Origin of the sequence: endosymbiont of Lamellibrachia barhami (assembly GCF_011947365.2) — a bacterium.
GTDB lineage: Bacteria > Pseudomonadota > Gammaproteobacteria > Chromatiales > Chromatiaceae > QGON01.
The window spans coordinates 3,101,504-3,126,066 of the sequence record NZ_JAAVSH020000001.1 but is presented as its reverse complement, the minus strand read 5'-3'; the positions used below and the strand labels follow the sequence as shown (position 1 = coordinate 3,126,066).

The window sequence follows — 24,563 nt, the reverse complement described above, 5'->3', positions numbered from 1 at the left end:
ATGTTCAAGGAACGATATGCACGCGCTGCCACTGAACTGAAGTAGGCTGGTTCAAGCGTGCGGAACCGGCAACTTGCGAACGCCCGATCCGCTACGCTTGATCGGGCCTACTCTTTTGGCGGCTAAATCAATATATCTGCGATATTCTACCCCTGGTTTTTTCTGTTTTTGACGCTTGTGATAAGTATAGTTGGCTCCAGCCGGGTCACGGCTTGAAAAAGGGGTTGAGCATCAGGTCACGCGGGTCATCTGCGGGCGGCTTATGGCTCAACCAGGTGGTCCAGCCCAACTCTCCCTCTGTGCCCAATCGGATTGGCGGTACCTGCTCCTTTTTCAGGATGAGGTTCAGGTCCCAGTGCAATTCGTCGCCGATGTAGTTCTTCACAATGGCTGTCAGACGTTTGAAACTCTCTCCACCGGGCAACATACGCCGGTAGTCCTCAAGTTCGAGCGGCCCCAATACGATGCGGAACTTATGCTGACAATCCCACACTTGGGCGCCGATGACGGCAGTCAGACCGAGGGTGCCGGTCTCCGGGGACTCACCTAATCGGCAGCGGGTATCTTTCGGCAGGGTCATCCAGTGTCCCACGAACTGCTCGATGGATACCTGCAACTGGAAAAACCCAGCCAGAATCGACTGCAGACCATCGGCGTTGTGGACTTGGTTGGAGATCCAGCCCGAGTAGTGCAGCTTGGCCAAGTCGGGCATTTCGTCCCGCTCGCGAAGCGACGGCATGCCGTAACCGCAGGTGGCGCCCATGTAGGTGGCAAAACGGTCCTGCTCAGGTCGATCATGGCTGACCGCTGGCTGGGCGTTGGCCCAGGCACGGTAGAAGAGCGAAAGAAAGCGGTGATGAAACAGGTCGGTGAAACGGCTGAAGGTGGGATCGTCCGCATTGCGTATCCGATCTCTGGCGTATTCTGTCAGGTGCAGTGGGAGGGGCGCGTTGGGTCCGAACAGGCCGAAGAACAGCACCTCCATGCGTGGGTGCCGACCCTCCTTGCCGGGGGTGAAGCCGGAGATGCTGGAGGGAGCGAACGCCAGAGATGCCTCCTCTCCCAGCCGGATCGCATCGTCTGCGGGGCGCAGGGACTCGCCGAACCGGGGATTGCCAGGATGGTAAGCTTCGAACGCCCGCATGGCCCAGTAGAAGTCGTAGGTATACGGCTTCTGGCTGAGGCTCTGTTCCAGCGCTAGAGCAAGTGTTGCTGTCCGGTGCGTAACGGCCATCGCATGATCTCCCCGCGATCCGTGGTGCGGATGACGGTTTGGGTGAATGAGTTGAGAGAGACATAGCGGTCAAAAAACCGTTCCATAATCGCGCCCAACAGGAATACGCCGGTGCCTTCGAATTCGTCCTCGTTCAGGATCAGGGTGATCTCCAGGCCGCGGCCGAAGGCGATTGGCCCGGGTATTGGAACACGGCGGATGATGGGTTTTGAGGTGATGCTCTTGACGCCGCCGATCTGCTTGCGCACGGGTGCTTCAGCGACGTTGCTGTAAAGGCTCATCAACTCCCGCAGGGCCGCCGCACCCTGGGCCTCGTCGTTGTCGATCAGCGAGAGGTAGTTGAGCGACAGGTGGCTGACCAGCCGCCAGGTGGTGTCGCCCTCCGCCCAGGAGGGTCTGGGGCGGGTGGGGCCGGCAACCACCCGCACGCTTTCGAACGGCCCGCCGCTCTCCAGGGTGAAGTCGGTGGCGCCTTTGCCCACCGGCATCTGCAGCGGGAGATCCCGGTTGGTGCAGAGGATGGAGATGCCCAACTGCCGCAGGTCCGGGTGGTAGGGCGCCTCTTTTGCATCCACCAGTGAGAGGAATACCTCGCTGCCGATGTAACTCGAACGCGGCCCGTTGCGCCGTTGACGGGAGGAGATGACTCGTGGATCACGTCTCAGCGTAAAAAATCCCTCGTCGGTCTGTTGTGCCGCCAGGTCGTGGGAGGCGTAAAACGGCAGGAACTCCTGCTCCGCTTTGGTGCCGACACCGTAGCCGGTGACGCCGGTGACTGAATAGACCTCGTAGTCCAATGGGCGGGTCCGGTCCGGCACCAGATGGTGTTCGTGTTCTTTGTGGGTCAGGTGGATGCGGTCGCACTGCTTGGGAAAGAGGTTGACCGCCGGTGTGCAGAAGAGGACGAAATTGTCTGCGTTGACCACCTTTTCCAGATAGGCATCACTGCGGTTGAGCAGGATGATCAGTTCGATCTCATCGTGTGGACAGCGTTTGAAAGCGGGTGCCAGGCCGGTCAGTTCGACAAACATGAAACGTGCCGGAAAGGCGAAGTATTCGTGCAGCAGACGGTAGCCTTCGAAGGAGCGGTCGGTGAAAGGCAGCAGAGCCTCGCTGTCGTCAAAGCCTATCTGTTTGATCGATTGCCGATCCATCACTTCCTGCCAGGGTGCGGGACGACTGGTGGGGCGCGCTACCACCGCCACTGCGTTGCCCAGGATCTGCTCGTAGAGGTGCATGGGGAGTTCGTCCGCGCCCTGCAGATAGAGTGGCAGACTTTCCAGAGCCAGCTTGTCGCAGCTGAGTCCTGCGGTGACTCGCAAGCGCAGTCGAATGCCCGCCTTGGCTTCCGGCAGGTCGGGCAAACCGATGCCGGCAAGAGAGCGCAGATAGGTGGCGTCGGTCATCTCCAGCGGCCAGAGGACCGTCTCCCTGGCGGTACGATATTCACAGGCGGTCTGGTCGTGTACTCCCATCAGGCTGCGCATGGCGCTGTTCGGGGGCAGGGTGAAACCGTCCGCCAGTCCCCCCTCCATAAGGTCGGGCTGAAACCGGACGACTGTCATAGAAGGCGTTGGCGAAAGGTAGTGGGGGTAGACCGCTTCCAGCAGGTGTTGGGTGAAACGGGGAAATTCGGCGTCGAGTTTGAGCTGGATACGTCCTGCCAAAAAGGCGAAACCTTCAAGCAGGCGTTCCACATAAGGGTCGGCGCACTCGAAACCTTCAAGCCCGAGCCGACCGGCGATCTTGGGAAACTCCTTGGCGAATTCGCCGCCCATCTCACGGATGAACTGCAATTCCCGGTTGTAGTATTGCAGCAACCGTGGATCCATCAGCCCCTGCCTCCGCCGGAATAGTCGGAGATGGTGACGTTGCCGGCCTCCAGGTCGATCTCTGTCTTCATGTACATGTGCAGCGGTACGGGTTCAGCCCATAGTTCGGCTTCGATATCGAAGGTCATGGCATTGTGGCTCATGTGGCTCTCGGCAATCTGAAGTTTGACCCTGACGCTATTCTTGAGTAGGCGGGGTTCGAAGTCGATGATTGCCTGACGTAACAATCTCTCCAATGCGGGTACATCGACGCTGGAGGCCGTGTGGCCGGCAAAGTCCGGGACCCCATAGTTGAGTACCGAACGTTCAGCTTCCGGGTACTCATCCAGGTTCTGCATGGTGCTCAGGTTTACTGTGTTGAGCAACCACTCCAGATCCCGTAGCACGCTCTTTCGGAGTTTTTGGATCGAGAGTACCCGCTGATCACGGGACTCGTTCTTTTTGTCCGGGTGGTCGTCGGTCAGCCGATCCAGCAGGGAGGGCTGCAGGCGCTCTTTTTGGGTGAGTTCAGCCAAGGCTTGTCGAACCCATCAGGTTCCTTCTTCAGCAGTTTGTTCTGCGGACTCTTCCGCTGTATCGAGGTTGATCTCGCGAATATTCATCAAGGGAAATTCACCGCAGTCGGTGGTCAGCATACGCTGTCCCAAACCCAGATAGAGATCTGAGCCGGCGTCAACCCACTCGGTTTTGCGGCTCAGTTGAATCTGCGGGTCTTGGCTGGCAAACGAGCCGGGATAGCGGGTGGGGATCAGCCCTGCCGCTTCACCGCCGTTGGCCCAGGTGAAGTAAGCGGGCATCCAGACCAGATCACGCAGGTCCTCGGGTTCCTCGATGTTGATGTGGCGGATCTGCTGCATCGGCACCCAGTAGTAGTGCCCGTTGACCACCGCTTCGAGGACGGGGCCGAGGCGGGGGTCCGCATCGGCGATCCATTCGAAGGGCTGGCCGTCGAGGGTGCCACTGATAGCGGGGGCCGCCTCGAAGGCCTGGTTTCGTAGAGCCTGGGACTCGGTGAGGTTGCCCTCCGCACCGAGGCGCAGGGCTTCGATCAAAAGGGCCACCCATTCTGGAGGCTCGCCGAACAGCAGGGGAGAGCGCTTGCCGGCGAAGATATCTTCCCGTAATGCCTCGCAACGGATCGCCTCGCGGTAGGTCTGCACCATGGCCAGGGTGCCGTCATCCAGGTCGGCCACCACACTCAGTTGGTTGAGCGCCCGCTCCCAACTGCCCATGACCGAAAGCAGTTGAAACAGGAAGGTCCGGTATTCGGCCTTGGCGGGGGCTTTGCGCACCTGGTCCTGGAGTTGTGCCAGAGCCTCGTCGAGATTCCCATCGCGCAGGGATTGTTGCGCCAACATATTCACACCCCGATCAATTCAGCGAAGGGGTGTAGTGGTTCACCGCCTTCAGGATGACAGGAGAGGACAGCCCCACCCGTTCGCGGGGCCATCCCATATAGCCATCGACGGAGATCCGTCACTTTTTCACATCATTTTTTGCGATATCCATTTCAAACTTGAGCAGGCCGCCGTCTTTGGCACCCTTCTGATCCTGCGGTTGATATTCGTACTTTACCTCCGCGAAATTCAATGTGATGTTTTCGGTCAGCCGGTCTTCGCCGCCGCTGCCACCTGCGGACACCGAGGTAACAATCACCTCTTTCATGGTGATGATGACGTACTCCAAAGGGGCCTTGCCACCGGCCTTGCGCACGGTCAATTTGGCCTCGTCGAATTGCTCACCTGAAGCGCAATATTTGTAGAGATTCGGTGTGGACTTATCCACATATTTTGTCAATGACAGATCCTGCACTGACACCTTACCGCCACCGCCACCGCCGCCCGTATGCATGGTGCCGGACTGACTCATGCCCCAACTCCATGCCAGAACGTCGATCTCTTCTTTGTGCGTTTTGTCTTGCGCTTCACCTTTGATATCGCCAATCTTGATAAACATGTCAACAGCCATGATATCTCTCCTTAATGCTCAATGTGTTGTACCTGACATCGCCGGATGTTGGTATATGGAAAATGCCCATACTCAATAACCGGCGACATCGCCTTACCCTGCTTTAGCCGATGGCAGCTTCGATACCAGGCGTAGCGAAACCGTCAGGCCTTCAAGTTGATAGTGGGGACGCAGGAAGAACTTCGAGGTGTAGTACCCCGGATCTCCCTCCACCTCTTCAACCACCACTTCCGCTGCTGCCAACGGCTGTTCCGCCTTGGTGGTCTCGGAAGAGTGGGCCGGATCCCCGTCCACGTACTGCAGGATCCAGTCCTGCAACCAACGCTGCATCTCCTCCCGCTCTTTGAATGAGCCGACCTTGTCACGCACGATGCACTTCAGGTAGTGCGCGAAGCGGCAGGTGGCGAACAGGTAGGGCAGGCGGGCCGCCAGATTTGCGTTGGCGGTGGCATCGGGATCATCGTATTCCGCAGGTTTCTGGAATGACTGGGCGCCGATGAAGGCGGCGAAGTCGGTGTTTTTCTTGTGCACCAGCGGCATAAAGCCGTTCTTGGCCAGTTCTGCCTCCCGCCGGTCGCTGATGGCGATCTCCGTGGGACACTTCATGTCCACCCCGCCGTCGTCGGTGGGGAAGCTGTGTGCCGGCAGGCCTTCCACCGCGCCGCCGGACTCGATGCCACGGATGCGGGAGCACCAGCCGTACATCTTGAAAGAACGGTTGATGTTGACTGCCATGGCGTAGGCGGCATTGGCCCAAGTGTACTTATCGTGGTCGGCGTTGCCGGTTTCTTCCTCAAAATCGAACTCGTCCACCGGGTCGGTCTTGGCACCGTACGGCATCCGGGAGAGGAAACGGGGCATGGCAAGGCCGATGTACTTGGCATCATCGGATTCTCGCAGGGAGTTCCAGGCCGCATATTCCGGGGTCTGAAAGATCTTGGTCAGGTCACGAGGGTTGCTCAGTTCCTGCCAGGAGTCCATCTGCATGGTGGTGGGTGCAGCGCCGGCGATGAAGGGTGCATGAATTGCGGCGGCGACCTTGGACATCTCACCCAATAACTCCACGTCGGGAGCGCTCTGGTCGAAGTGGTAATCACCCACCAGACAGCCGTAGGGTTCCCCGCCAAACTGGCCGAACTCTTCTTCATAGAGCTTCTTGAAGATGGGGCTCTGGTCCCAGGCGGTGCCCTTGAACTTCTTCAGGGTCTTGTGCAGATCTTTCTTCGAGATGCTCATGACCCGGATCTTGAGCATCTCGTCAGTTTCTGTGTTGTTGACCAGATGGTGCAGGCCGCGCCAGGCGCCTTCGAGTTTCTGAAAATCCTCATTGTGCAGGATCTGGTTGACCTGTTCGGTGAGGCGTTTGTCGATCTCGGCGATCATCTCCCGAATGGTGACTGTGACATCAGCCGACACTGTGACGGAGGCGGCGATGGCCTGCTCCGCCAGGGTTTGTACGGCATTCTCCACTTCCTCGCGGGCGCGGTCCGATTTCGGGCGGATCTCCTGATTCAGCAGTGACGCGAAATCACCGGCTTCCAGGGTTGTTGCTTCCGCTTGCGCCTGGACGTCTTTTTCCAGCTCTGCCATGGTCTAACCCTCCTCTTCCTCTGCCGCTGATTCATCGTCCCCAGGCTTTGGTGCCGAGGCCAGGGATTGCAGCAGGGTGGGATCGTTCAGGGCCTTGGAGATGAGTTCCTCGGCGCCGGCCTTTCCGTCCATGTAAGTCATCAGGTTGGCGAGTTGGGTGCGTGCCTGCAGCAGCTCGTTCAGAGCGCCCACCTTGCGCGCCACAGCCGCGGGAGAGAAATCATCCATGCTCTCAAAGGTGAGATCCACACTGAGGCTGCCTTCGCCAGTGAGGGTGTTGGGCACCTGGAAGGCTGCACGGGGTTTCATCGACTTGAGACGATCGTCGAAGTTGTCGACATCGATCTCCAGCATCTTGCGCTCAGAAACCGGGGGCAGGGCCTCTGCGGGTTTGCCTGAGAGATCTGCCATGACGCCCATGATGAAGGGAAGCTGCACCTTCTTTTCGGCACCGTAAACCTCTACGTCATATTCTATTTGAACGCGCGGTGCGCGATTCTTGGCTATGAATTTCTGACTGCTCTGGACCACGGATTACCTCCAAGTTTGTTGTTCGGATGATGCTGCTTTACCAAATTGCCTTATGACGCCTTTTACTCCTCTTCCTCGTCCGGGCCGCGAATCAGATCCACCTGATCCATGGCATCCGGCGCCATATTTTTGATGATTTCCAGGAAATCGAGAGAGACGAGCCTTTTTGCCCGCTCCATCAGGATAGGGATCGGACTGGAGGGTTCGTTCTGGCTGTAGTAATCGATGATTTTGTCCAGAGCCCGTGTTACGTCCGCCCGTGAGTTGATGCTTCCGCTCAGCGCTGGGGCTGCGCCTGAAGCCGGGGTTGCCGCTCCTTCTTCGTTGGATGAATTCGTCTCTTCCGCAGAGCCGACGCCACGCGCTTGCAGTTGTCCGTTCAGAACCTGTTTTGCCTCTTTGAATGATTTTACAAGGCCGGAAAGGCTGATGGCGTTGGCTACACCGACCTGTTCCGTGATGAAGTCTTCGAGTTCGGTCAGGTGATCGATGGATTCGGCCACAGCGTCAAATGTTGCCTGCAGTTCCTCCAAATCGGCATCCATGAAGGCGGCTTTGATCTGGGCCATGTCCACCGTGTCGGTTTCATTCAACGGCTCAAGTTCGCCGTTGGCGATGGCGTAATCCCGCAGGCTGAACTGCCCTAACATTCGGGAACTAACCAGAGGCGCCTTGCTCAAGGGGGTCAGCATGGCAGTACGGTCGGTCAGCGCACTGATCGCATTGATACGCATGGTGGGATCATTGTTGTCCTCTGCGTCGAGTTGAGGATGAATCTGTTCCCAGTTTTGTTCGACCAGGCCATGCAGGAGTTTGATGCCTTTGGCCGCGCCGTTATAACCTTCGGTATGGAGAACTGCACGGATGAGATAGATGAGGATGCGGATGTCTTTGGTGCGGGAAAGGAGTTCCAGGGAGGTGTTTTGCATGGCCTCCCAGTTGGGTTCTTCCGCCTCTACGAGCGTATCCCCGATCTGTTGCTCTGCCCGGCCGACAGCCAGCTGTACCAGCTCAATGAAGGCGGGATCGTACTCCATGTCTTCACCGCAAGGGCTGTCAGCCGATATCTCTTGCAGGATGCTCTCTACATCGATCACACTTGTCACCGGCGTCCCCATCCATTGCCGCAATCCAATCTATCTAGGATTGTAGACTACCCTGATTTTCTTATACAAAATCCGGCAAATTTATTGTCTTGCATACTCTTTTATTAGCACACTCTACAGACCCCTGCAATGAACGGGGAAAGAAAATAAATTCTTCCCGGAAAAAGCTGCATATTGCCTGATGGATGTCATATAAAAACCTGATTACCCCTAAAATTCAGCCATGATCGGAGAGTGTTTTTCAATCGGCAAATAACGCGATTTTTCCTGACGCATTAAGTCATTGCATCCGTCCAATAGGCCCTATTCTGTCATCATTGAACCGGCCGATGCAGATGATTAACCATCAGGTTTTCATACAAAATTAATGCATTTGCGCTTTTTGCGTTGTTCGCAGGCAAATCTCTTTCCCTCTAGTCGCTGAGTGGTAGGGGTAATAAGATATAAAAATGTCCTTGTCTCCTTACTGATCAGGGGATTAATCCGTTCACTAAAGCTCACTATCAAAGGTTCTTGCCGTCGCCGCCATTGGCGATATCGATCCCCTGGCTGATGTAAGTGCGGTATCTATCGTTCGCCAGTTCCGGTGTCTTATGGTACGCCGCCAAAATCATGGCCCCCCAGACCATCTTGCCGGTGATGCCGGCGGGGGGTGGGACCGGAGGCAGATCGGCGTGGGCGATGACGTCACCGCTCCAGAAAGCAGAGGCTGCGACGAAACCTGCGGGAGTGTCGAGTCCGGCGGATTCTGCGATATCCATCAGGGTTCGGCGCAGTTCATCGGTCGGTTTGTAGACCCACTGTTCGGCTTGGGTGATGGCCTTGTTCTCGGCCTCGGAGGTTGATTCATCGACCACGCTGTGAGCAACAAGGCAGGCCAGCCAGACGGCTTCACGCTCGGGCAGGGCGAAAGCGAGAAAATGGGCGGCATCGGCCAGGTGTTCGTGCTCCATCAGGATCTGCAGGAATTGGGCGGGTGTCTGGTTCTCCTGTAGCAGGGGCGCTGCCTCTTCATCCAGGTCGAAAAGGAGACAGACCTCGTTGGCGGTAGCAACTTTGATCTTGTTCAGTTTGATCTCTTCCATCACATCACTGACCTAGTTGATCTTGGTAAGCCCACCCTTGAGGGTCAGAATGCCATCTCCCGTTACCGTGGTCATGGGACTCTTTACATCGAGCTTGCCGTCAGCGCTGATAGCGATCTGCGGAGATTTTATCGTGACCTTTGCGGGTTCAATCTTGATGCTGCTGCCGCCAACCTTCAGTTCGATCGAACTCAATGCCTCAATGATGCACTTTTTGGTCGACAGTTCGATAGAGGTGCTGGCGTCCATTTTGATCGAACTGTTGACCGAGCTCATCTCGATGTTTTCGGCGACCTTGACCACCTGCTTGCCGACATCAATATTGACCTTCATATCACCCTGTTCCAAGGAGAGGGTGTCATTGCCTTGAGTAACGATGATGTCGTGGTTGCCCATCTTGATTTCGAGGGTGTCGTTGCCCTCGCTGATCAGCGTATTGCGATGACCTTTTTCGATCTCCAGTTGGTCGTCACCCTCTTTGATGGTGGTAGTCCGGTTGTTGTGGATCTCGCGCGTCTGATCGTTGCCGACGTTCAGGGTGTCGTCGTTCTCCACCATTCGTGTGAAGTCTTTTTCCGCATGGAAATAGATCTCTTCCTCGCCTTTCTTGTCCTCGAAGCGCAGTTCGTTGAAGTTGTCGTCACTGCCTTTTTTGCTACTGCGGCTCTTGATGCCGGACTGGGTCTTGTTGGCGGGCAGGGCATAAGGCGGCGTATTCTCCCCGTTGTAGACCCGGCCGGTGATAATCGGCCGGTCGGGATCGCCTTCGAGAAAGTCAACGATCACCTCCTGCCCGATGCGCGGCAGAAACACCCCACCCCAATTCTTGCCGGCCCAGTTCTGTGAGACACGAACCCAGCAGGAACTTTTTTCGTCCATCTTGCCCTGCCGGTCCCAGTGGAACTGTACCTTGACCCGGCCCAGTTTGTCGGTGTCGATATCTTCACCTTTTCGTCCGACCACGAATGCGGTCTGCGGCCCCTGCACCACGGGTTTTGGCGTCAGTCGGGGGGCGCGATACTGGCGGGTACGGTCGATGCAGCTGAACTGGCAGCTGTAGAAATTCTCGCCTGTGCTGCCGGAACCGCTGATATAGGCATCGGACTTGATCTGGTAGGTGACAGAGGTGATGAGATACTCCCGGTTCTGGTCGTCCCGGGGGAAATTCTCCAGATCGAACAACTCACCTACGCTGACCCGGAGGCAGTTACTCGTTGCCTCGGCGACGATATGGGGAGTCTGCAACTCTTGCAGGCGGATCTGAGCGTAGGTCTCGCCTTCGTTCGGTTTGCTGTACTCCCCGGGATAGTCGTAGATCTCCCCGTCGGCGGCCGCATGGCTCTCCGGATTGTCCAGGCGTGCCTCCAGTTCCGTACTCGGTGTCTCATAGTTGAAATCGTCGGTAACGAATTTGCCCGGACGCACCTCCGAGGCCACATACCACTCGCTAATGATCTCACCTTCACGCCGTATATTATCCTGGGGCGGAAAGTAGGGGATGGCACCCACGCTGTTGTGGGAGCTGACCGAATCGGTCATGGCGAGGAAGTGTTGGTTATCCTGGTGGTGGAAATAGAAGTAGATACCCTCCTGTTCCAACAGGCGGCAGATGAAGTTGAAGTCGGTTTCACGGTACTGAACGCAGTATGTCCAGGTGCGGTACCGGCCACTGCTGAGGCTGAATTCAAAATCGGAAAAGCCGTTTTTTCGCAAAACCTCGGCCACGATATCGGGAACGGTCATCTCCTGAAAGATGCGGCAGTTCGACGTTCGGGTCAGGTTCCAAAACCAGGGTCGCAGAGTGGCCTGGTAGAGGTGGTAGCGGTCTTGAGTGCCCGCGTAGCTGAAACGGCTGACCAGTCCGTTGAAAAAGCGATCCTTGCCCCCCCGGGCCGCCGGGGTATTGGTCTCCAGACGAACGGTAACGCTTTGTCCCAACATATCGTTGAGGTCGATGTCGCCTTGTTCGCTGAGCAATTCCAGTTCGTACTCGAAGAGCTGGCTCATCCCCTCGCTGGCACTCATGCTTTTGAATACCAGCGTATCCTCACCGAGGGGGGTGGATACGGACACACTCCTGGTGGATTGTGTGATTTTAGGCACCTGGCAACTCTCCCTGCATTGTCAATCCGAGTTTAGCTGATTTTGCTTTCTTTTGCCCTGCATTGCCAAGTTCCGCCAGATCCCTATGACATTAAGCAGGAGTGAGCGGCTACACTAAAGACAGGAGATCACAGGGGGGTATCGACCGATGGCTGCACACATGGAATTTGAGTATGGTCTTCGCGGTGGTGGCGCAACGCCACAACGCAAACCGGTTTCGGTTATGCGTATCTTGTTGATGGGTGACTTCAGCGGCCATCCTGAGGAAGCGGGGCCACTGGATGAACGTGCCGTTCGTCAGGTGGACGTGGATAATTTTGAACAGCTGATGGCCCGCTATGCGCCGAGTGTGAGCCTTCCACTTGGTGAGGGAGAGAGTACCCGGATCGATCTTGCCTTCAGTGAATTGGAAGACTTTCATCCCGATGCCTTGTTTCAGCGCCTCGATCTTTTCAAGACATTGCGTCAACTGCGTGGCAGGTTACTGGATGCAAACACATTCTCCGCCGCCGCTGCCGAACTTCGGCGAGAAGCCTCAGTCGTCGACGTAACATCAACCAGTGAAGAGACAGTCGGCGATTCTGCCACCCCTGAGCCGCAAGGCGACGTGTTCGAGCGCCTGTTAGGCCGTGAGTCCAGCAGCCCGGCTGCAAGAGCGCATGCTCCCAAGGCAGGGATAGAACAGTTTATCCAGCGTATTGTCGCAGCGCATATCGTTCCCGATGCCGATCCTCAACAGGCGGCTTACGTTGCCTCAGTGGATGATGCCATCAGCGAACAGATGCGAAGCCTGCTGCACACACCCGGGTTTCAGGCGCTGGAGGCCACCTGGCTTGCATTACACCGTCTGGTCACAGGCGTGGAGACAGATGAGACTCTGAAGCTTTACACACTCGACATCACAAAGTCGGAGCTTGTGGCCGACATCACTACCTTGTCGGACAACCCGTCCGGATCGTCGCTCTATCGTCTGCTGGTGGAACAGGGGGTGGGGAGCACGGGTGGCGAACCCTGGTCTGTGCTGGCGGGTGACTTTGTCTTCGGCGCGGGAGAAGAGGATGTCTCCGCGCTCCACGCAATGGGGCTGCTGGGTTCTCAGGCGGGTGGCCCTTTTCTCGCCACCGCTTTACCACAACTGCTCGGTTGTGATGCTATCACCGAGCCGGTGGAGAAGTGGACTGGATTAGACGGGGATGCGGCACAGCGTTGGCAGACGTTGCGTCAGACTCCTGCGGCCCGTTGGCTCGGCGTGGCCCTGCCGCGACCTTTGATGCGGCTGCCCTACGGCAAGGGGAGTGAGGAGATCGACAGCTTTGCCTTCGAAGAGATCCCACTACAGCCGGGGGATCATGAAGACTATCTTTGGGGTGGCCCGGCCTTTGCCTGTGCCCAACTGTTGGCGGAAGCCTTCACCAAACGAGGCTGGGCCATGGAGCCCGGTGACCGCCTCGATATCGAGGATCTTCCGGCCTTCACCTTTGAAGTCGACGGCGAACGGCAGATGCTGCCCTGCGCCGAGGCATGGATCAGCGAGCGTGCAGGGGAGGTGATGCTCAAACAGGGCGTCATGCCGCTGCTCAGCCACCGCACTCGCAATATGGTCAGGGTGATGCGGTTTCAGTCATTGGCTTTGCCGCCGGTTAATCTGGCGGGAGTGTGGCGATGAAGTCGATGCGGCAGTGATATTGGGGGCTTAGTGTCGGTCTGATAGTGTGGCCTGTTCTGAAAGATCCAGTAGGAGGGAGTTATGCCCAAGTTTCAGGGCTCCGGATTTGCCGTCGAACTGCCGGAGCAGTGTATCGATGCCTCGGTCTATACCTTCGCGTTTCCGGCAAAGGGCAATGATTCACCCTATATGACGATCCGGGTGGAGAAGCGGTCTGATGGGCCGGATCTCAAGGTCGTTGCTGATCAGGAGATGGAAGCCCTGAGTGAGAAGGTCGAGGCGTTTCAACTTATCAGCCAGGCAGCAGGCCAGCGATCGGGTTGTGACGGTATCATGAGCAGTTGTGAATGGGGTGAGGGTCCTGCGCGGGTGCGGCAGAAACAGTTGCTCATATTGCAGTGCGGTGAAACCGTCCATCTTTACAAGCTGACGGCGATCTCCCTGGCCTCCAACCAAGCTGCAACCGACCCACTGTTCGATATGATATTTCGCAGTTTTACGCCCAACGCGATGCAGCTTCCGTAGAAGGGTGTGTTGTTTTGTAAAAAAATGTAGGTTGGGTTAGATGCGCAAAATCCGCATGCTTTCCGTTTTTCGATTCTATTAGCGCGCATCGTAACCCAACGCAGCCTACTTAGTGCCCGTCCGGAAACACTGTTTTCACCACGAAGCGCGCGAAGAACACGAAGAAAATTCATGGTTAATCAATCTTTTACCTTCGTGCTCTTCGTGTCCTTTGTGGTTAGATGTGGATTTCCGGATGGACACTACTCAACCGACACCGCAGTTACCAGATGAACACGGTACTGCATAATGCTGCGGTCATGGATGCGGGTGTGCCAGGGGAAATCGGTGATCTCATTGGTGAGTTGCATTCCTTTGATGGATTGGGGATGGGCTTCGGGGGTTAGCAACGACCTCAACAGAGGTTCTGCGGCGCCTGAGTTGGGACCGCGTTGGGAGTGGCCGCCGATCCAGCCTTCGAGGGGAGTGACCGCAGGCGACCAGTCGTAGGGGGTCGCCATGATCATGGTGCCACCGGAGTGCAGGTTGCGGGCCGTCTCTTCCAGCAGGGACGTTGGAGAATTGACAGAGTCTACCAACTGTAACCCCACCGCCAAACCGAAGGTCGTATCGGCGAAGGGCAGCGCCAGTGCATCACATGCCCAGAAATCGATCCGCTCCGCATGGGTCACAGGTACAGGAAACTCCCGCTGGTCGTAGACGATACCGATCCGCCGTCTGGGATAGCTGACTCTCCGCTCCTGCAGGACCCGCTGGGCCAGCCGCAACAGGGAGAAGTTGTTGTCGATGCCGAGGACCAGTCCGTCGGTGTGAAGGGCCAGTTCAAAGGTGGCGCCTCCCACTGCACAGCCCAGATCGATGGCGGATCCCTTCGGTGTTCCCGGCAATAATTCCATCCCGGCTTTAAGACAGCGTTTTACCGCGCCGGGCGATACACCCGGTTGGGGTTCCGGTTCTTCGGGATCGTACTCCCCGTAAGCATCCCAGGTGTAGGTGCTCAGGTACTGACGGTTGCTGTCGAAGGGAGTGCCCGGTCCTGCAGCGTCGCCGAGCATGGATGTTACTGTGGGTGAGAGATCGCTGCGCAGGGTGAGGTAGAACAGATTGTCCGCGAGATACTGGCGGATGTTGGGGACGATAACTGGGATGCCGTCGATGATCGGATATTCCAACTGGCAGGCCGGATTGGGACAGTGGATCACGCCCTCGATGATCTGTTCCCCGATCTGTTGTTCCACGGCTGCCACTGCCAATGGATGCGCTTGCGCCGTCTCCAGCCGGCACCGGGGGCAGATTGGGGCGAGGGTTTCAAAATGACTTGGACGCAATGCTTAACCCGCCTTAGCCGATCAGGACAGTTGGGCATCCAGGCGGCAGAATCTTGCCCACCGGACTGGGGATGGGTGCCACACACCCCGGATGAGCGGTCATGTCTCCCATGCGTGCCGCCGGCAGGTTGCCGATAAGCACGGTAAAAGAACCCATCGCAACCATGCCGGGGCCGTTGGGGACGCAGCCGGGGAGGGCGCAGGGAGCGGTCATATCGGTCACCCGAGCCGCTGGCATGCCTCCGATCAACACGGTCGGCTCGCCCTTAACGATCGCCAGAGGCAGCGGAGGATGGGGTACCGGGGTGGGAACCGGTGCTGGGGGGTGAATCGGGGCGTGACAATGGGGGGCCTGCTGGATGACATTATCCCCCATTCTCGCTGCTGGATTGCCCATGTTATCTATCGTCCTATGTCAGTGCAGTCTGCTGCGAAGCCTTCGTAGGAGCGGCGCCCCCGCCGCGATTTGTCCATATACGGTGCCATCGCGGCGAGGCGCCGCTCCTACGATTTAATACCCCGTCCGGGGATCATTATTCGCGCTTGTTAAAAGAGCGAATCGTCTCCGAATGGACTGCTGGTTTCCTTTTTACTGCCGCCGCCGAAGAACCCACTTTTCTTCTTTGGCGGTTTCCATGAAGTGGCGAACTTCATCGGTTCGGGGGCACGTTGGGAGACTATCTTGTCGCCACGTTTGATATGCGATGCCTTGAGACACTTGTTGGTTTTGGCAATGGGTATTTTCCTTCTTTGCAGTGACCTTGACCGAACCAACCAACTCTTCATCCTCCACCCAGAGATGCGTCTTCCGGGTCGATCAGTTGTTCACCCATGCGCATCAGATCAGGCTCTCGCCGGGTTTCCACCGTATCCTGACCCAGATGAGATAGATCTTGTTGCCATGACCTTGATCACCAGGCGGTGGCGGGGGTGCCGGTCTGTTTGACCAGGCCGCCAGAGCGCCTCGGTTGATGTTGACACTGCCTGGCCGATGGGGTCTTGGCGTACTTGGACATGAAGCCCCCAGCCCGCCGCCGCCGGTTATCCGCTCCGCCGAGGTGAGTCGGATTCACTCAGTTCAGCCTCCACCTGATCGGTGTAGATGATCTCGCTGGTTTCCGGTTGATCAGGCGGAGACCATACCCAGCACCGCCTTTGGCTCGCTACGAAGTGCTCCCAGCAGCGCTGCGGCACTGCCACCCTAGCAAGCCACCGAGGCCGCCGCCTTTCTGCTTCCACCCCGCCTCATAGTGGGTGATCACCGCCTGAAACAGATGTTGAGCGCCGAGAATCTCTTACGCCGATCTTGGCGGCAGAGACAACAATGCGGCCGGTGGCTCCAAGATCCCTGCTCTTTCAGGGTCTGGTCCAGCACACCTTGCGCTCCACCAGGCGAAGCGCCGGGCGATACACCCGGTTGGGGTTCCGGTTCTTCGGGATCGTACTCCCCGTAAGCATCCCAGGTGTAAGTGCTCAGGTACTGGCGGTTGCTGTCGAAGGGAGTGCCCGGTCCTGCAGCGTCGCCGAGCATGGATGTTACTGTGGGTGAGAGATCGCTGCGCAGGGTGAGGTAGAACAGATTGTCCGCGAGATACTGGCGGATGTTGGGGACGATGATAGGGATGCCGTCGATGATCGGATATTCCAACTGGCAGGCCGGATTGGAACAGTGGATCACGCCTTCGATAATCTGTTCACCGATCTGCTGTTCCACGGCTGCCACCGCTAATGGATGTGCTTGCGCCGTCTCCAGCCGGCACCGGGGGCAGACTGGGGCGAGGGTTTCAAAATGACTTAGACGCAATGCTCAATCCGCCTCAGCCGATCAGGACAGTGGGACATCCAGGTGGCAGAATCTTGCCCACCGGACTGGGGATGGGTGCCACACACCCCGGATGGGCAGTCATGTCTCCCATGCGTGCCGCCGGCAGGTTGCCGATAAGCACGGTAAAAGAACCCATCGCAACCATGCCGGGGCCGTTGGGAACGCAGCCGGGGAGGGCGCAGGGTGCGGTCTGGTCGGTAACCCGGGCCGCTGGCATACCGCCAATCAGTACCGTCGGTTCGCCTTTGATGATGGCCAGAGGCAGGGGAGGATGGGGTACCGGGGTGGGGACCGGCGCAGGCGGATGGATCGGTGCATGGCAATGGGGGGCCTGCTGGATGACATTATCCCCCATTCTCGCTGCTGGCATGCCCATGTGATCTATCGTCCTATGTCAGTTTCTGTTATTCAGGCGGGAGAGGGGATGGTGCCCCACTTCAATCGCTCTTGTTAAAAGAGCGAATCGTCCCCGAATGGACTGCTGGTTTCCTTTTTACTGCCGCCGCCGAAGAACCCGCTTTTCTTCTTCGGTGGTTTCCAGGAAGTGGCGAATTTCATCGGTTCGGGGGCACGTTGGGAGACTATCTTGTCACCACGTTTGATACGCGATGCCTTGAGACGCCCCGTCGGTTTGGCAATGGAGTATTTTTCCTTCGCTGCAGTGACCTTGACCGAGCCGACCAGTTCTTCTTCTCCACCCAGAGAGATGCCCGTCTCCGGGTCGATCAGTTGTTCACCCATGCGCATCAGATCCAGGCTCTCGCCGGGTTCCACCGTATCCTGACCCAGATTGAGATAGATCTTGTTGCCCTTGACCTTGATCACCGAACCGGTGGCGGGGGAGGTGCCGGTCTGTTTGACCAGGCCGTAGACGCCTCGGTTGATGGTGGAGAGCACTGCCTGGCCGATGGGGGTCTTGGCGTACTTGGACATGAAGCCCCCCAACCCGCCGCCGCCGGTTATGCCCGCTCCGCCGAAGGTGAGTCCGGATTCACTCAGTTCAGCCTCCACCTGATCGGTGTAGATGATCTCGCTGGTTTCCGAGTTGATCAGGCGGAAGTTCATACCCAGCACCGCCTTTGACTCCTTTACAGAGAGTGCTCCCAGCAGCGCGCCGGCACTGCCGCCTAGCAAGCCACCGAGGCCGCCGCCTTTCTCTTCCACCCCCGCCTCATAGTGGGTGATCACCGCCTGAAACAGATATTGAGCGCCGAGAATCTTGCCGATCTTGGCGGCAGAGGGCTTGGCAATGCGGCCGGTGGCTCCAAGATCCTGCTCTTTCAGGGTCTGGTCCAACACCTTGCGCTCCACCAGGCGAAAACGCTTGGATTTGTGCATGACGTCCATCAGCATCGCCTCGATACCCTGGACTGGAACGCCACCGCTGCCGGTGGCTGAGTTATAGGTGTAGGTGCCGCCGGGGCCGCTGACGCTGACGCTATGGCTGGAGGAGTTGTTCTCTACCGGCAACACGCCGATACGGGTCTTCTTGCCGCTGTATCTGCCCCACTCAAGATTGACCAGGTATTTGACATCGATGTCGCCGATATATTCAGGTAGCGGCTGTTTGGCGCCACCTTCCTTTATGATCGAATAGGCGACGTAGTCCGCCTGCGCCAGAGAGGCGAGTCCCAGGGTCAGTGCGGCGGTGAGTAGACATAACCCGTGCTTGAGTTTCAACATCTGTTGGCTCCTTCCCATGAATGCGGGTGAGGCGAATAATCTCTGTCCTTAATCTGAAGTATAAGATCAAATCGGCGCTCTGATTGAGGTATCTGATGATAGCCTTATTGTGAGAATATATTTTATACGCTTATTCTGATTGCAGTCGCTTTTTCAAGATTTGGAGTTCTCTGTGTTCGGGGACTGCCTGAAGACCCTGATCGAGCAGGGCTTGCGCCGCTGAATCATCTCCCTGTTTCATGGCCTGTCTGGCCTGATTCACAAAATGTTTGGCCACCTGATTCAGGCCCTCCAGGGCCATTCGGTTTCCTGGATCCATCTCAAGAACCGCCCGATAGGCCTCTACTGCATTGCTGCCTTTCGGCTCCAGATGGCGACCTATCATCCGATGAAGTTCGGCTACCTCCAGGATGCGCTCAACCTTGGCCTGGGTTTCGGCATTGAGTTTTTTGGGCTTGGGTTCAGGTTCGGGTTGGGTTTCGACAGTCGGTGTCTCTTCGAATACATCCGGCTCCGATGACTTCAGTGGGACCGTCGGGACCGGAGTCGTTTTTGCCAGTGGCTCAACCGCTGGTGTCGGCAGGAGCGGATCCTTCGGCCTGTCTGTCTCTCCGCCGATCAAGAGATAGATCCCAATGCCCACAACTGCCAGCAGCAGGGGGATAGTCACTGCAAATCCCCACCACTTGAGATTCGTCCCGTTCCCGCCCTTCAGCTCCTGTAGAAACTGCTCCAGATTTGGGGTGCGTTCGCTGCGTTCAAAGGCCAGGGTGTGGGTCAGGGCTTGGTTCAGTTGGCGGCTGAGTCCGGGGATGGGTTTGGGTATCAACTTTCTGCCACGGGCCTGGTTTGCCGGCAGCTTGTCGAAGGGGTGGTGTCCGGTGAGCAATTCATAGCTGACGCAGCCAAGGGCGTAGATGTCGTCCCGTGGATCGGGTGCCGCTTGGTCGAACATCTCGCAGCTAGCGTAGGCAGGAGTGAGGGCCTCCCATTTGGCGGGATCGAAGACGGTGGCGTCGCCGGAGCTCTGTCCCGGTGGTTTGAAGGCGCGGGCGATGCCGAAGTCGAGTACCTTGATCTCGCCATTCTGCAGGATAAAGGCGTTTCCCGGCTTGAAATCAGCGTGCACGATATCCTTTTTATGGGCGTAGGCCAGGCCGTGGGCCATTCCCACGATGATCGGCAGGGCCTTCTCCAGGGGCAGTCCGCTGGGCCGGATTCGCTTGATCAGATGCTCCACCGACTCACCCTGCATCAGTTCCATGGTCATGTAGACTGTGTCGCCGTCCCGATCGAAGTCGTAGACCGTAGCCACGTTAGGATGGGCCAGGCGCTGGGCCTTCTTGGCCTCCCGCTGCAGGGCGATAAAGGCATCGGGGTTCTGCTGTACCGCCTCGTTCAGTACCTTGATGGCGACATAGGGTTCCCGGTCCCGCGCCTCTTCCTTGCGCAGGTCCTTTGCCAGGTAGACCACGCCCATGCCGCCACGGCCGATCTCATCCTCCAGCACGAAACGCCCGTTAAGGGTGTCGCCTACCAGCGGGTGAGCGGCACGGCCTGAAGCGTGATGAGGTGCAGGGGCGGCCCATGTTTTAGCAGCGGGAGAGGGCGATGGTGCCGGGGTTTCGGCGATACGGGTCGCCTCGTCGGGAAGCGGAGCCGGATGGTCTGTTTTTAGATCCGAACGGATTCGGGTTTCCCCTCCCGCAGCATCCTGGGCGGGCTGTGCGTATTGGTCGAGGCGTGCACGCAGGCTGGCGACGATCTGGGTCGGAACCCGGTTGCTGCGCTGCAACTCGTCCAGCAGCACAGCAAGCGCTGCCTGGCTTTCCGGGTAGAGCAGCAGTTGGGCGTCGAGCCTGCCCAACAGCCCCTCCAGATCCAATCGTCCGGTGAAAAAGTCGTCCAGCGCCGCTCTGAATTCATCCATGGAGTGAAGGGTTCCAGCTACAACAAGTATCCGCGATCAACGCTGACCCACCAGGAGAAACTCTCCAAACTCATGGCCGGTGCGCTTGAGCTGGGCGTATTGAGGGGATTGATCGACATTGAGTTCTTCTGCCCGGGCCGACGCTCGTGACTTGACCTCGCGGAACAGCTTGGAGCCCTCGAGCACCCCTTTGCTCCCACTCAGTACATCAATGAGTGCATTGGCAAATATGGAGTGACCGTTTCCGCTGTCGTCCAATACCGGTTTCACGCCGCCCGAGGTCAGCACATAACGTGAGCGGGTCTTGGCGATGACCCTGAGCCATTTCATACGGGTCTCTTCCGACATGCCGGGATCGAGTTCAGTGTTGACAGCCCGGGTGAGGGCGCCGGAGTAGCAGGAGTCCGCCACCACCAGCACATGTTTCGCCGACATGGCGTTGAGGATGTCGGTGATCGCCACGGTGGAGATCCAGTTAGCGGTGCTGTCGGTCTCCGCGTCCACAGGCAGCCAGTGGCCCCGGTTATTGGCCTTGTCGTACTCTCCGTGGCCAGCGTAGTAGAGCAGCAGATTGTCTTTTTCCGTGAGTTCCCGGCGGGCCTTGTTCAGGGCGGAGAGAATCTCATAGCGGGTAGCATCGTAGACACGGGTGACGGTGAATCCATAACGCTGTTTGAGGATGTCGGCGATCACGTCTGCGTCGTTTTTCGGGGTGCTGAGGTCATCCAGTTTGTCGTATCGGGTATTGGCGATGATCAGGGCATGATAGGTGCCGAAGATGTCAGAGTCGCTGTCCGCACCGGCGACAGCGTCGGGTTGTTCCTGCAGGGGTTCGGGCAGTAGTCTGAACTCCACCGTGTCCCGTTTGCCCTGATTATCCACGGCGATGATGGTTACCGGTGTTTTTGAACGGCTTACCGCTACCTCTGCCTTGAAGATGCCGTGTTTGTCTACTTCGTGAGATTGGCCATTGATGGTCAGGGAGATCAGGCCGGCGGGTGAGTTGATTTTGCCGACTACGATCCGTTTGTCGGCATCCGATGGTGTGATGACATTGGTGATGGAACGGGTGTTGGCGATTGGCGGGTCGATGATGTTGATTACCGGTCCGGGCAGATCGCTACGCGCCGAAGGGGCCGAACGGGTGGCAGTGGGGGCCGCAGCCGCAGCCGGGCGTTCGTGGCGGATCACGGTCTCTTTCTGAATCACCACCTCGGGACGGGTCAGGCGTTTGATCTTGGCTGACTTGATCTCCCTGATCTGCTGCAGGATGTTTCGGGCCTCCTCCTGAGTGACCCAGATGACGTCGTAGGTGACCAGACCCGATTTGGATTTCAGCAGCACCTGCTGCAGCTTCTGTCCGGTATTGGGGTCGCTGCAGTCTGCCGATTGCATCTTATAGAGGTTTCTGGAATCGAAAGAGGAGAATCCTATATCACCGGAGCAGTCGGTGGTCTGGGCTGTCACCTCGAAATCGAGTGCCAAAAGAGAGAGCGGCACACTCATCAGAAACAGCATCAAGAAAAGGCGAACAATCCTGAACATCGTCACTCTCCTACAGTTTTTCGTTTCGGCCTATATTAACAAGCTAGGATACAGGTTCGATGAATGCAAGTTGGTGAGCCGGGTTGTAAGTCCTCAACTTGAAGGAGTGGCAGCCATTTCATCCGGTATATCAACTTCTCTGCACCTCTGCACTCGTTGCCAGTGCGCGTCAGACAGCAGTGGGGTGCGAATGTATCGGAACTCGCCTCCTGCATAATGAGTTTGAATGAGCCGGGTATTGAACCATCCAACAGACAGTTTGCAGGCAGATAGGGGAAGATCTGGTCATATCGTTTGATTTCATACTGACTGATGCGCCGGTAGATATGGGTGCGATTCAACTCGGAGGTGTGACAGATGCCGGTTGACGCGATGATTTCCGCAGTCGCATGTACCGTTTTGGCATGATATTGCGCAACACGTTGCGCTTTATCTGGTACAACCAGTCCGCTGAAGAGTTGAGGATTCTGCGTGGCAACCCCGGAGGGGCACCGGTTGCTGTTGCAGATAAGGGAGTGTACACAGCCGACTGCGAGCATCATGCCACGGGCGCTGTTGCAGATATCTGCGCCCAGGGCCATGTTTTTGACCAGATGAAATCCGGTAATGATCTTGCCGGATGCAATGATCTTTATATGCTGTTTCAGGTCGAAACCTGTCAGGCAGTCGGCAACAAAGGTAATGGCTTCACGCAACGGCATGCCGATGGAGTTGGTGTATTCGAGGGGAGCGGCGCCGGTGCCTCCTTCACCGCCATCAACCGTAATAAAGTCTGCAAGAGTGCCGCTTTCAGCCATCGCCTTACAGATGGCGACGAATTCGCTTTTGCGTCCAATCGAGAGTTTGAAACCGACCGGCTTGCCGCCAGAGAGTTCACGCAGTTGAGCGATGAATTGCACCAATCCCAGCGGTGAATCGAATGCGCTGTGGGTGGCGGGTGAGTTGACCTGTGTATAGGGTTCCACACCACGTATCCTGGAGATTTCAGGGGTGTTTTTTTCAGCTGGCAGGATTCCGCCATGGCCAGGCTTGGCGCCTTGGGAGAGCTTGATCTCGATCATTTTGACGCTTTCGAGGGATGCCTTCTCTTTGAACAGATCAGGGGAAAATTTGCCACTCTGGTCACGACAGCCGAAGTAGCCTGTTCCAATCTGCCAGATCAGATCGCCTCCATGTTCCAGGTGGTATGGGCTGATCCCGCCTTCACCGGTGTTGTGGGCGAATCCGCCTGATCTTGCCCCCTTGTTGAGCGCCAGGATGGCATTCTGGCTGAGTGCGCCAAAACTCATGGCGGAGATATTGAAGATGCTGGCCGAGTAAGGCTGCCTGCAATCCGGTCCGCCGACGCTGACCCGTAAATCCCTGTCGACATCTGAGACATCTATCGCGGAGAGTGAGTGCCCGATCCATTCATATCCGGTTCGGTAAGTGTCGACCCGCGTACCGAAAGGCACCGTCTCCAACGCCCCTTTGGCGCGTTGGTAGACAATGTTCCTGAACATCCGGTTGATGGGTGCTCCGTCAGTGTCGGACTCGACGAAATACTGACGGATAAAAGGTCGGATCTCCTCCATGATCCATCGGCCGCGCCCGAACAGGGGGAAGTTTCGGCGAATGGAGTGCTGCTTCTGGAACATGTCGTAAAATCCCAGTGCAGTGAAAGGGGCGATGAAAACCAACAGCCACACAACGGCTGGCCAGAAAGCGTAGATAATTGCGACCGTAATCAGTGTGGCCGACAAGACCTTGATGAACGTTGAATGCATGCTGTTTCCTGTTAATAAATTGGTGTTACGAACTGGGTGCCAGGAGTGATGCCACCAATCCAGTCCAACCCGTCTGGTGAGAAGCGCCGATCCCGCGGCCGTCATCACCGTGGAAATACTCGTGAAACAGCAGGTGATCGCGAAAGTGGGGATCGTCTTGCAGTTTGACGTTGTCACCAAATATCGCTCTTCGACCCTGTTTGTCGCGACGAAAAAGCCGGGTCAGACGTAGTGCCAATTCATCGGCTACCTCATCGATTGAGAGATATTTTCCGGAACCGGTGGGACACTCGATCTTGAATTCGTCGCCATAAAAGGTGGCGAATCGACGCAGCGAGGTGATCAGCAGAAAATTAACTGGGAACCAGATGGGACCGCGCCAGTTGGAATTGCCGCCAAACGCGCTCGAATTCGACTCGCCCGGCTGAAAGGAGACTGACAGGGAGTGGTTCATGAAGTCGAAAATATACGGGGTCTCCTGGTGCGCGCGGGAGAGGGAGCGCACACCGTAATCGGAGAGGAATTCTGTCTCGTCCAGCATGCGCCGAAGCAGACATTTCATGCGATGTCCGCGCAGCAGTGATAGCAGCCTGCGATTGCCCCGGCCAGGTTCTTCCCAGTGGGAGACCAGGGCGGCCAGGTCGGGACGGTAGTTGAGAAACCACTTCAGGCGTCGTTTGAAGTCGGGCAGCTGCTCGATGAGTTCGGGTTCCAGAATCTCCACCGCGAAAAGCGGTATCAGTCCCACCATCGAGCGGATTTTCATCGGCATCAGCTTTCCATCGGGAAAACGCAGCACGTCGTAATAGAATTGATCTTCCTCGTCCCATAGGCCAACGCCCTGAT

General features: G+C 57.3%; 22 protein-coding genes. 2 read left to right on the top strand and 20 right to left on the bottom strand.

Annotation, left to right across the window (positions count from 1 at the left end; all coding sequences use genetic code 11):
- Nucleotides 1-205 precede the first annotated feature (205 nt).
- From tssG to G9Q73_RS14175, 10 genes are all read right to left on the bottom strand, one after another.
- The gene (gene tssG / locus G9Q73_RS14220) at nt 206-1,234 is read right to left on the bottom strand and encodes a type VI secretion system baseplate subunit TssG (protein ID WP_177420358.1); all 1,029 of its coding nucleotides are present in this window, start codon (nt 1,232-1,234) and stop codon (nt 206-208) included.
- The gene (gene tssF, locus G9Q73_RS14215) at nt 1,198-3,066 is read right to left on the bottom strand and encodes a type VI secretion system baseplate subunit TssF (RefSeq protein WP_177420357.1); all 1,869 of its coding nucleotides are present in this window, start codon (nt 3,064-3,066) and stop codon (nt 1,198-1,200) included. Before tssF ends, tssG begins: the two co-directional genes overlap by 37 nt.
- On the bottom strand, nt 3,066-3,581 hold the full coding sequence (gene tssE, locus G9Q73_RS14210) for a type VI secretion system baseplate subunit TssE (RefSeq protein ID WP_177420356.1): 516 nt from the start codon (nt 3,579-3,581) through the stop codon (nt 3,066-3,068). The genes tssF and tssE overlap by 1 nt, the downstream gene beginning before the upstream one ends.
- A gap of 15 nt (nt 3,582-3,596) precedes the next feature.
- Nucleotides 3,597-4,424 (bottom strand): type VI secretion system accessory protein TagJ, encoded by an 828-nt coding sequence (locus G9Q73_RS14205; protein ID WP_177420355.1) that lies wholly within the window; start codon nt 4,422-4,424, stop codon nt 3,597-3,599.
- 118 nt (nt 4,425-4,542) lie between these two features.
- Nucleotides 4,543-5,034, bottom strand: coding sequence for an Hcp family type VI secretion system effector (locus G9Q73_RS14200; RefSeq protein WP_177420354.1), 492 nt, complete (start codon nt 5,032-5,034; stop codon nt 4,543-4,545).
- 93 nt (nt 5,035-5,127) lie between these two features.
- Nucleotides 5,128-6,624, bottom strand: coding sequence for a type VI secretion system contractile sheath large subunit (gene tssC, locus G9Q73_RS14195; RefSeq protein WP_177420353.1), 1,497 nt, complete (start codon nt 6,622-6,624; stop codon nt 5,128-5,130).
- 3 nt (nt 6,625-6,627) lie between these two features.
- The gene (gene tssB, locus G9Q73_RS14190; RefSeq protein ID WP_177420352.1) at nt 6,628-7,155 is read right to left on the bottom strand and encodes a type VI secretion system contractile sheath small subunit; all 528 of its coding nucleotides are present in this window, start codon (nt 7,153-7,155) and stop codon (nt 6,628-6,630) included.
- A gap of 62 nt (nt 7,156-7,217) precedes the next feature.
- Nucleotides 7,218-8,261 carry a type VI secretion system protein TssA gene (gene tssA, locus G9Q73_RS14185; protein ID WP_177420351.1) on the bottom strand — a complete coding sequence of 348 codons (1,044 nt, stop codon included), beginning with the start codon at nt 8,259-8,261 and terminating at the stop codon, nt 7,218-7,220.
- 503 nt (nt 8,262-8,764) lie between these two features.
- On the bottom strand, nt 8,765-9,346 hold the full coding sequence (locus G9Q73_RS14180; protein WP_177420350.1) for a DUF6931 family protein: 582 nt from the start codon (nt 9,344-9,346) through the stop codon (nt 8,765-8,767).
- Nucleotides 9,347-9,358: 12 nt separating this feature from the next.
- Nucleotides 9,359-11,449 (bottom strand): type VI secretion system Vgr family protein, encoded by a 2,091-nt coding sequence (locus tag G9Q73_RS14175; protein WP_369408904.1) that lies wholly within the window; start codon nt 11,447-11,449, stop codon nt 9,359-9,361.
- A gap of 148 nt (nt 11,450-11,597) precedes the next feature.
- Here G9Q73_RS14175 and G9Q73_RS14170 point away from each other — a divergent pair, with 148 nt between their 5' ends.
- Nucleotides 11,598-13,115 carry a type VI secretion system contractile sheath domain-containing protein gene (locus G9Q73_RS14170; protein ID WP_177420349.1) on the top strand — a complete coding sequence of 506 codons (1,518 nt, stop codon included), beginning with the start codon at nt 11,598-11,600 and terminating at the stop codon, nt 13,113-13,115.
- An 81-nt stretch (nt 13,116-13,196) separates the two neighbouring features.
- Nucleotides 13,197-13,640 (top strand): DcrB-related protein, encoded by a 444-nt coding sequence (locus tag G9Q73_RS14165; RefSeq protein WP_177420348.1) that lies wholly within the window; start codon nt 13,197-13,199, stop codon nt 13,638-13,640.
- 242 nt (nt 13,641-13,882) lie between these two features.
- On the opposite strand, the gene G9Q73_RS14160 is transcribed toward G9Q73_RS14165, so the two are convergent.
- From G9Q73_RS14160 to G9Q73_RS14115, 10 genes are all read right to left on the bottom strand, one after another.
- Nucleotides 13,883-14,878, bottom strand: coding sequence for a methyltransferase domain-containing protein (locus tag G9Q73_RS14160; protein ID WP_177420347.1), 996 nt, complete (start codon nt 14,876-14,878; stop codon nt 13,883-13,885).
- A 103-nt stretch (nt 14,879-14,981) separates the two neighbouring features.
- Nucleotides 14,982-15,365: a PAAR domain-containing protein gene (locus G9Q73_RS14155; RefSeq protein WP_177420346.1), complete on the bottom strand. Its 384-nt coding sequence runs from the start codon at nt 15,363-15,365 to the stop codon at nt 14,982-14,984.
- Between the two features lie 514 nt (nt 15,366-15,879).
- Nucleotides 15,880-16,041: a hypothetical protein gene (locus tag G9Q73_RS14150; RefSeq protein ID WP_177420345.1), complete on the bottom strand. Its 162-nt coding sequence runs from the start codon at nt 16,039-16,041 to the stop codon at nt 15,880-15,882.
- 185 nt (nt 16,042-16,226) lie between these two features.
- Complete coding sequence (locus G9Q73_RS14145; protein ID WP_177420344.1) at nt 16,227-16,682, bottom strand: hypothetical protein; 456 nt, start codon at nt 16,680-16,682, stop codon at nt 16,227-16,229.
- 103 nt (nt 16,683-16,785) lie between these two features.
- Nucleotides 16,786-17,163, bottom strand: a complete 378-nt coding sequence (locus G9Q73_RS14140; protein WP_304956604.1) for a PAAR domain-containing protein — start codon at nt 17,161-17,163, stop codon at nt 16,786-16,788.
- Nucleotides 17,164-17,243: 80 nt separating this feature from the next.
- The gene (locus tag G9Q73_RS14135; RefSeq protein WP_177420342.1) at nt 17,244-18,476 is read right to left on the bottom strand and encodes a CsgG/HfaB family protein; all 1,233 of its coding nucleotides are present in this window, start codon (nt 18,474-18,476) and stop codon (nt 17,244-17,246) included.
- Between the two features lie 130 nt (nt 18,477-18,606).
- On the bottom strand, nt 18,607-20,406 hold the full coding sequence (locus G9Q73_RS14130; RefSeq protein WP_177420341.1) for a serine/threonine-protein kinase: 1,800 nt from the start codon (nt 20,404-20,406) through the stop codon (nt 18,607-18,609).
- Between the two features lie 36 nt (nt 20,407-20,442).
- Nucleotides 20,443-21,951, bottom strand: a complete 1,509-nt coding sequence (locus G9Q73_RS14125; RefSeq protein WP_177420340.1) for a caspase family protein — start codon at nt 21,949-21,951, stop codon at nt 20,443-20,445.
- Nucleotides 21,952-21,986: 35 nt separating this feature from the next.
- On the bottom strand, nt 21,987-23,717 hold the full coding sequence (locus tag G9Q73_RS14120) for an FMN-binding glutamate synthase family protein (RefSeq protein WP_177420339.1): 1,731 nt from the start codon (nt 23,715-23,717) through the stop codon (nt 21,987-21,989).
- Nucleotides 23,718-23,742: 25 nt separating this feature from the next.
- Nucleotides 23,743-24,563 (bottom strand): MGH1-like glycoside hydrolase domain-containing protein (locus tag G9Q73_RS14115; RefSeq protein WP_439654693.1); only part of this gene is annotated, 821 nt, incomplete at its 5' end.

Excerpts from the sequence above, each read along its gene's own strand:
- G9Q73_RS14135 (WP_177420342.1), bottom strand. The coding sequence starts at position 18,476 with ATGTTGAAACTCAAGCACGGGTTATGTCTACTCACCGCCGCACTGACC.
- G9Q73_RS14205 (WP_177420355.1), bottom strand. The coding sequence starts at position 4,424 with ATGTTGGCGCAACAATCCCTGCGCGATGGGAATCTCGACGAGGCTCTG.
- G9Q73_RS14125 (WP_177420340.1), bottom strand. The coding sequence starts at position 21,951 with ATGTTCAGGATTGTTCGCCTTTTCTTGATGCTGTTTCTGATGAGTGTG.
- G9Q73_RS14130 (WP_177420341.1), bottom strand. The coding sequence starts at position 20,406 with ATGGATGAATTCAGAGCGGCGCTGGACGACTTTTTCACCGGACGATTG.
- tssC (WP_177420353.1), bottom strand. The coding sequence starts at position 6,624 with ATGGCAGAGCTGGAAAAAGACGTCCAGGCGCAAGCGGAAGCAACAACC.
- tssG (WP_177420358.1), bottom strand. The coding sequence starts at position 1,234 with ATGGCCGTTACGCACCGGACAGCAACACTTGCTCTAGCGCTGGAACAG.
- G9Q73_RS14165 (WP_177420348.1), top strand. The coding sequence starts at position 13,197 with ATGCCCAAGTTTCAGGGCTCCGGATTTGCCGTCGAACTGCCGGAGCAG.
- G9Q73_RS14120 (WP_177420339.1), bottom strand. The coding sequence starts at position 23,717 with ATGCATTCAACGTTCATCAAGGTCTTGTCGGCCACACTGATTACGGTC.
- G9Q73_RS14200 (WP_177420354.1), bottom strand. The coding sequence starts at position 5,034 with ATGGCTGTTGACATGTTTATCAAGATTGGCGATATCAAAGGTGAAGCG.
- G9Q73_RS14180 (WP_177420350.1), bottom strand. The coding sequence starts at position 9,346 with ATGGAAGAGATCAAACTGAACAAGATCAAAGTTGCTACCGCCAACGAG.
- G9Q73_RS14140 (WP_304956604.1), bottom strand. The coding sequence starts at position 17,163 with ATGCCAGCAGCGAGAATGGGGGATAATGTCATCCAGCAGGCCCCCCAT.
- G9Q73_RS14170 (WP_177420349.1), top strand. The coding sequence starts at position 11,598 with ATGGCTGCACACATGGAATTTGAGTATGGTCTTCGCGGTGGTGGCGCA.
- tssF (WP_177420357.1), bottom strand. The coding sequence starts at position 3,066 with ATGGATCCACGGTTGCTGCAATACTACAACCGGGAATTGCAGTTCATC.
- G9Q73_RS14155 (WP_177420346.1), bottom strand. The coding sequence starts at position 15,365 with ATGGGCAATCCAGCAGCGAGAATGGGGGATAATGTCATCCAGCAGGCC.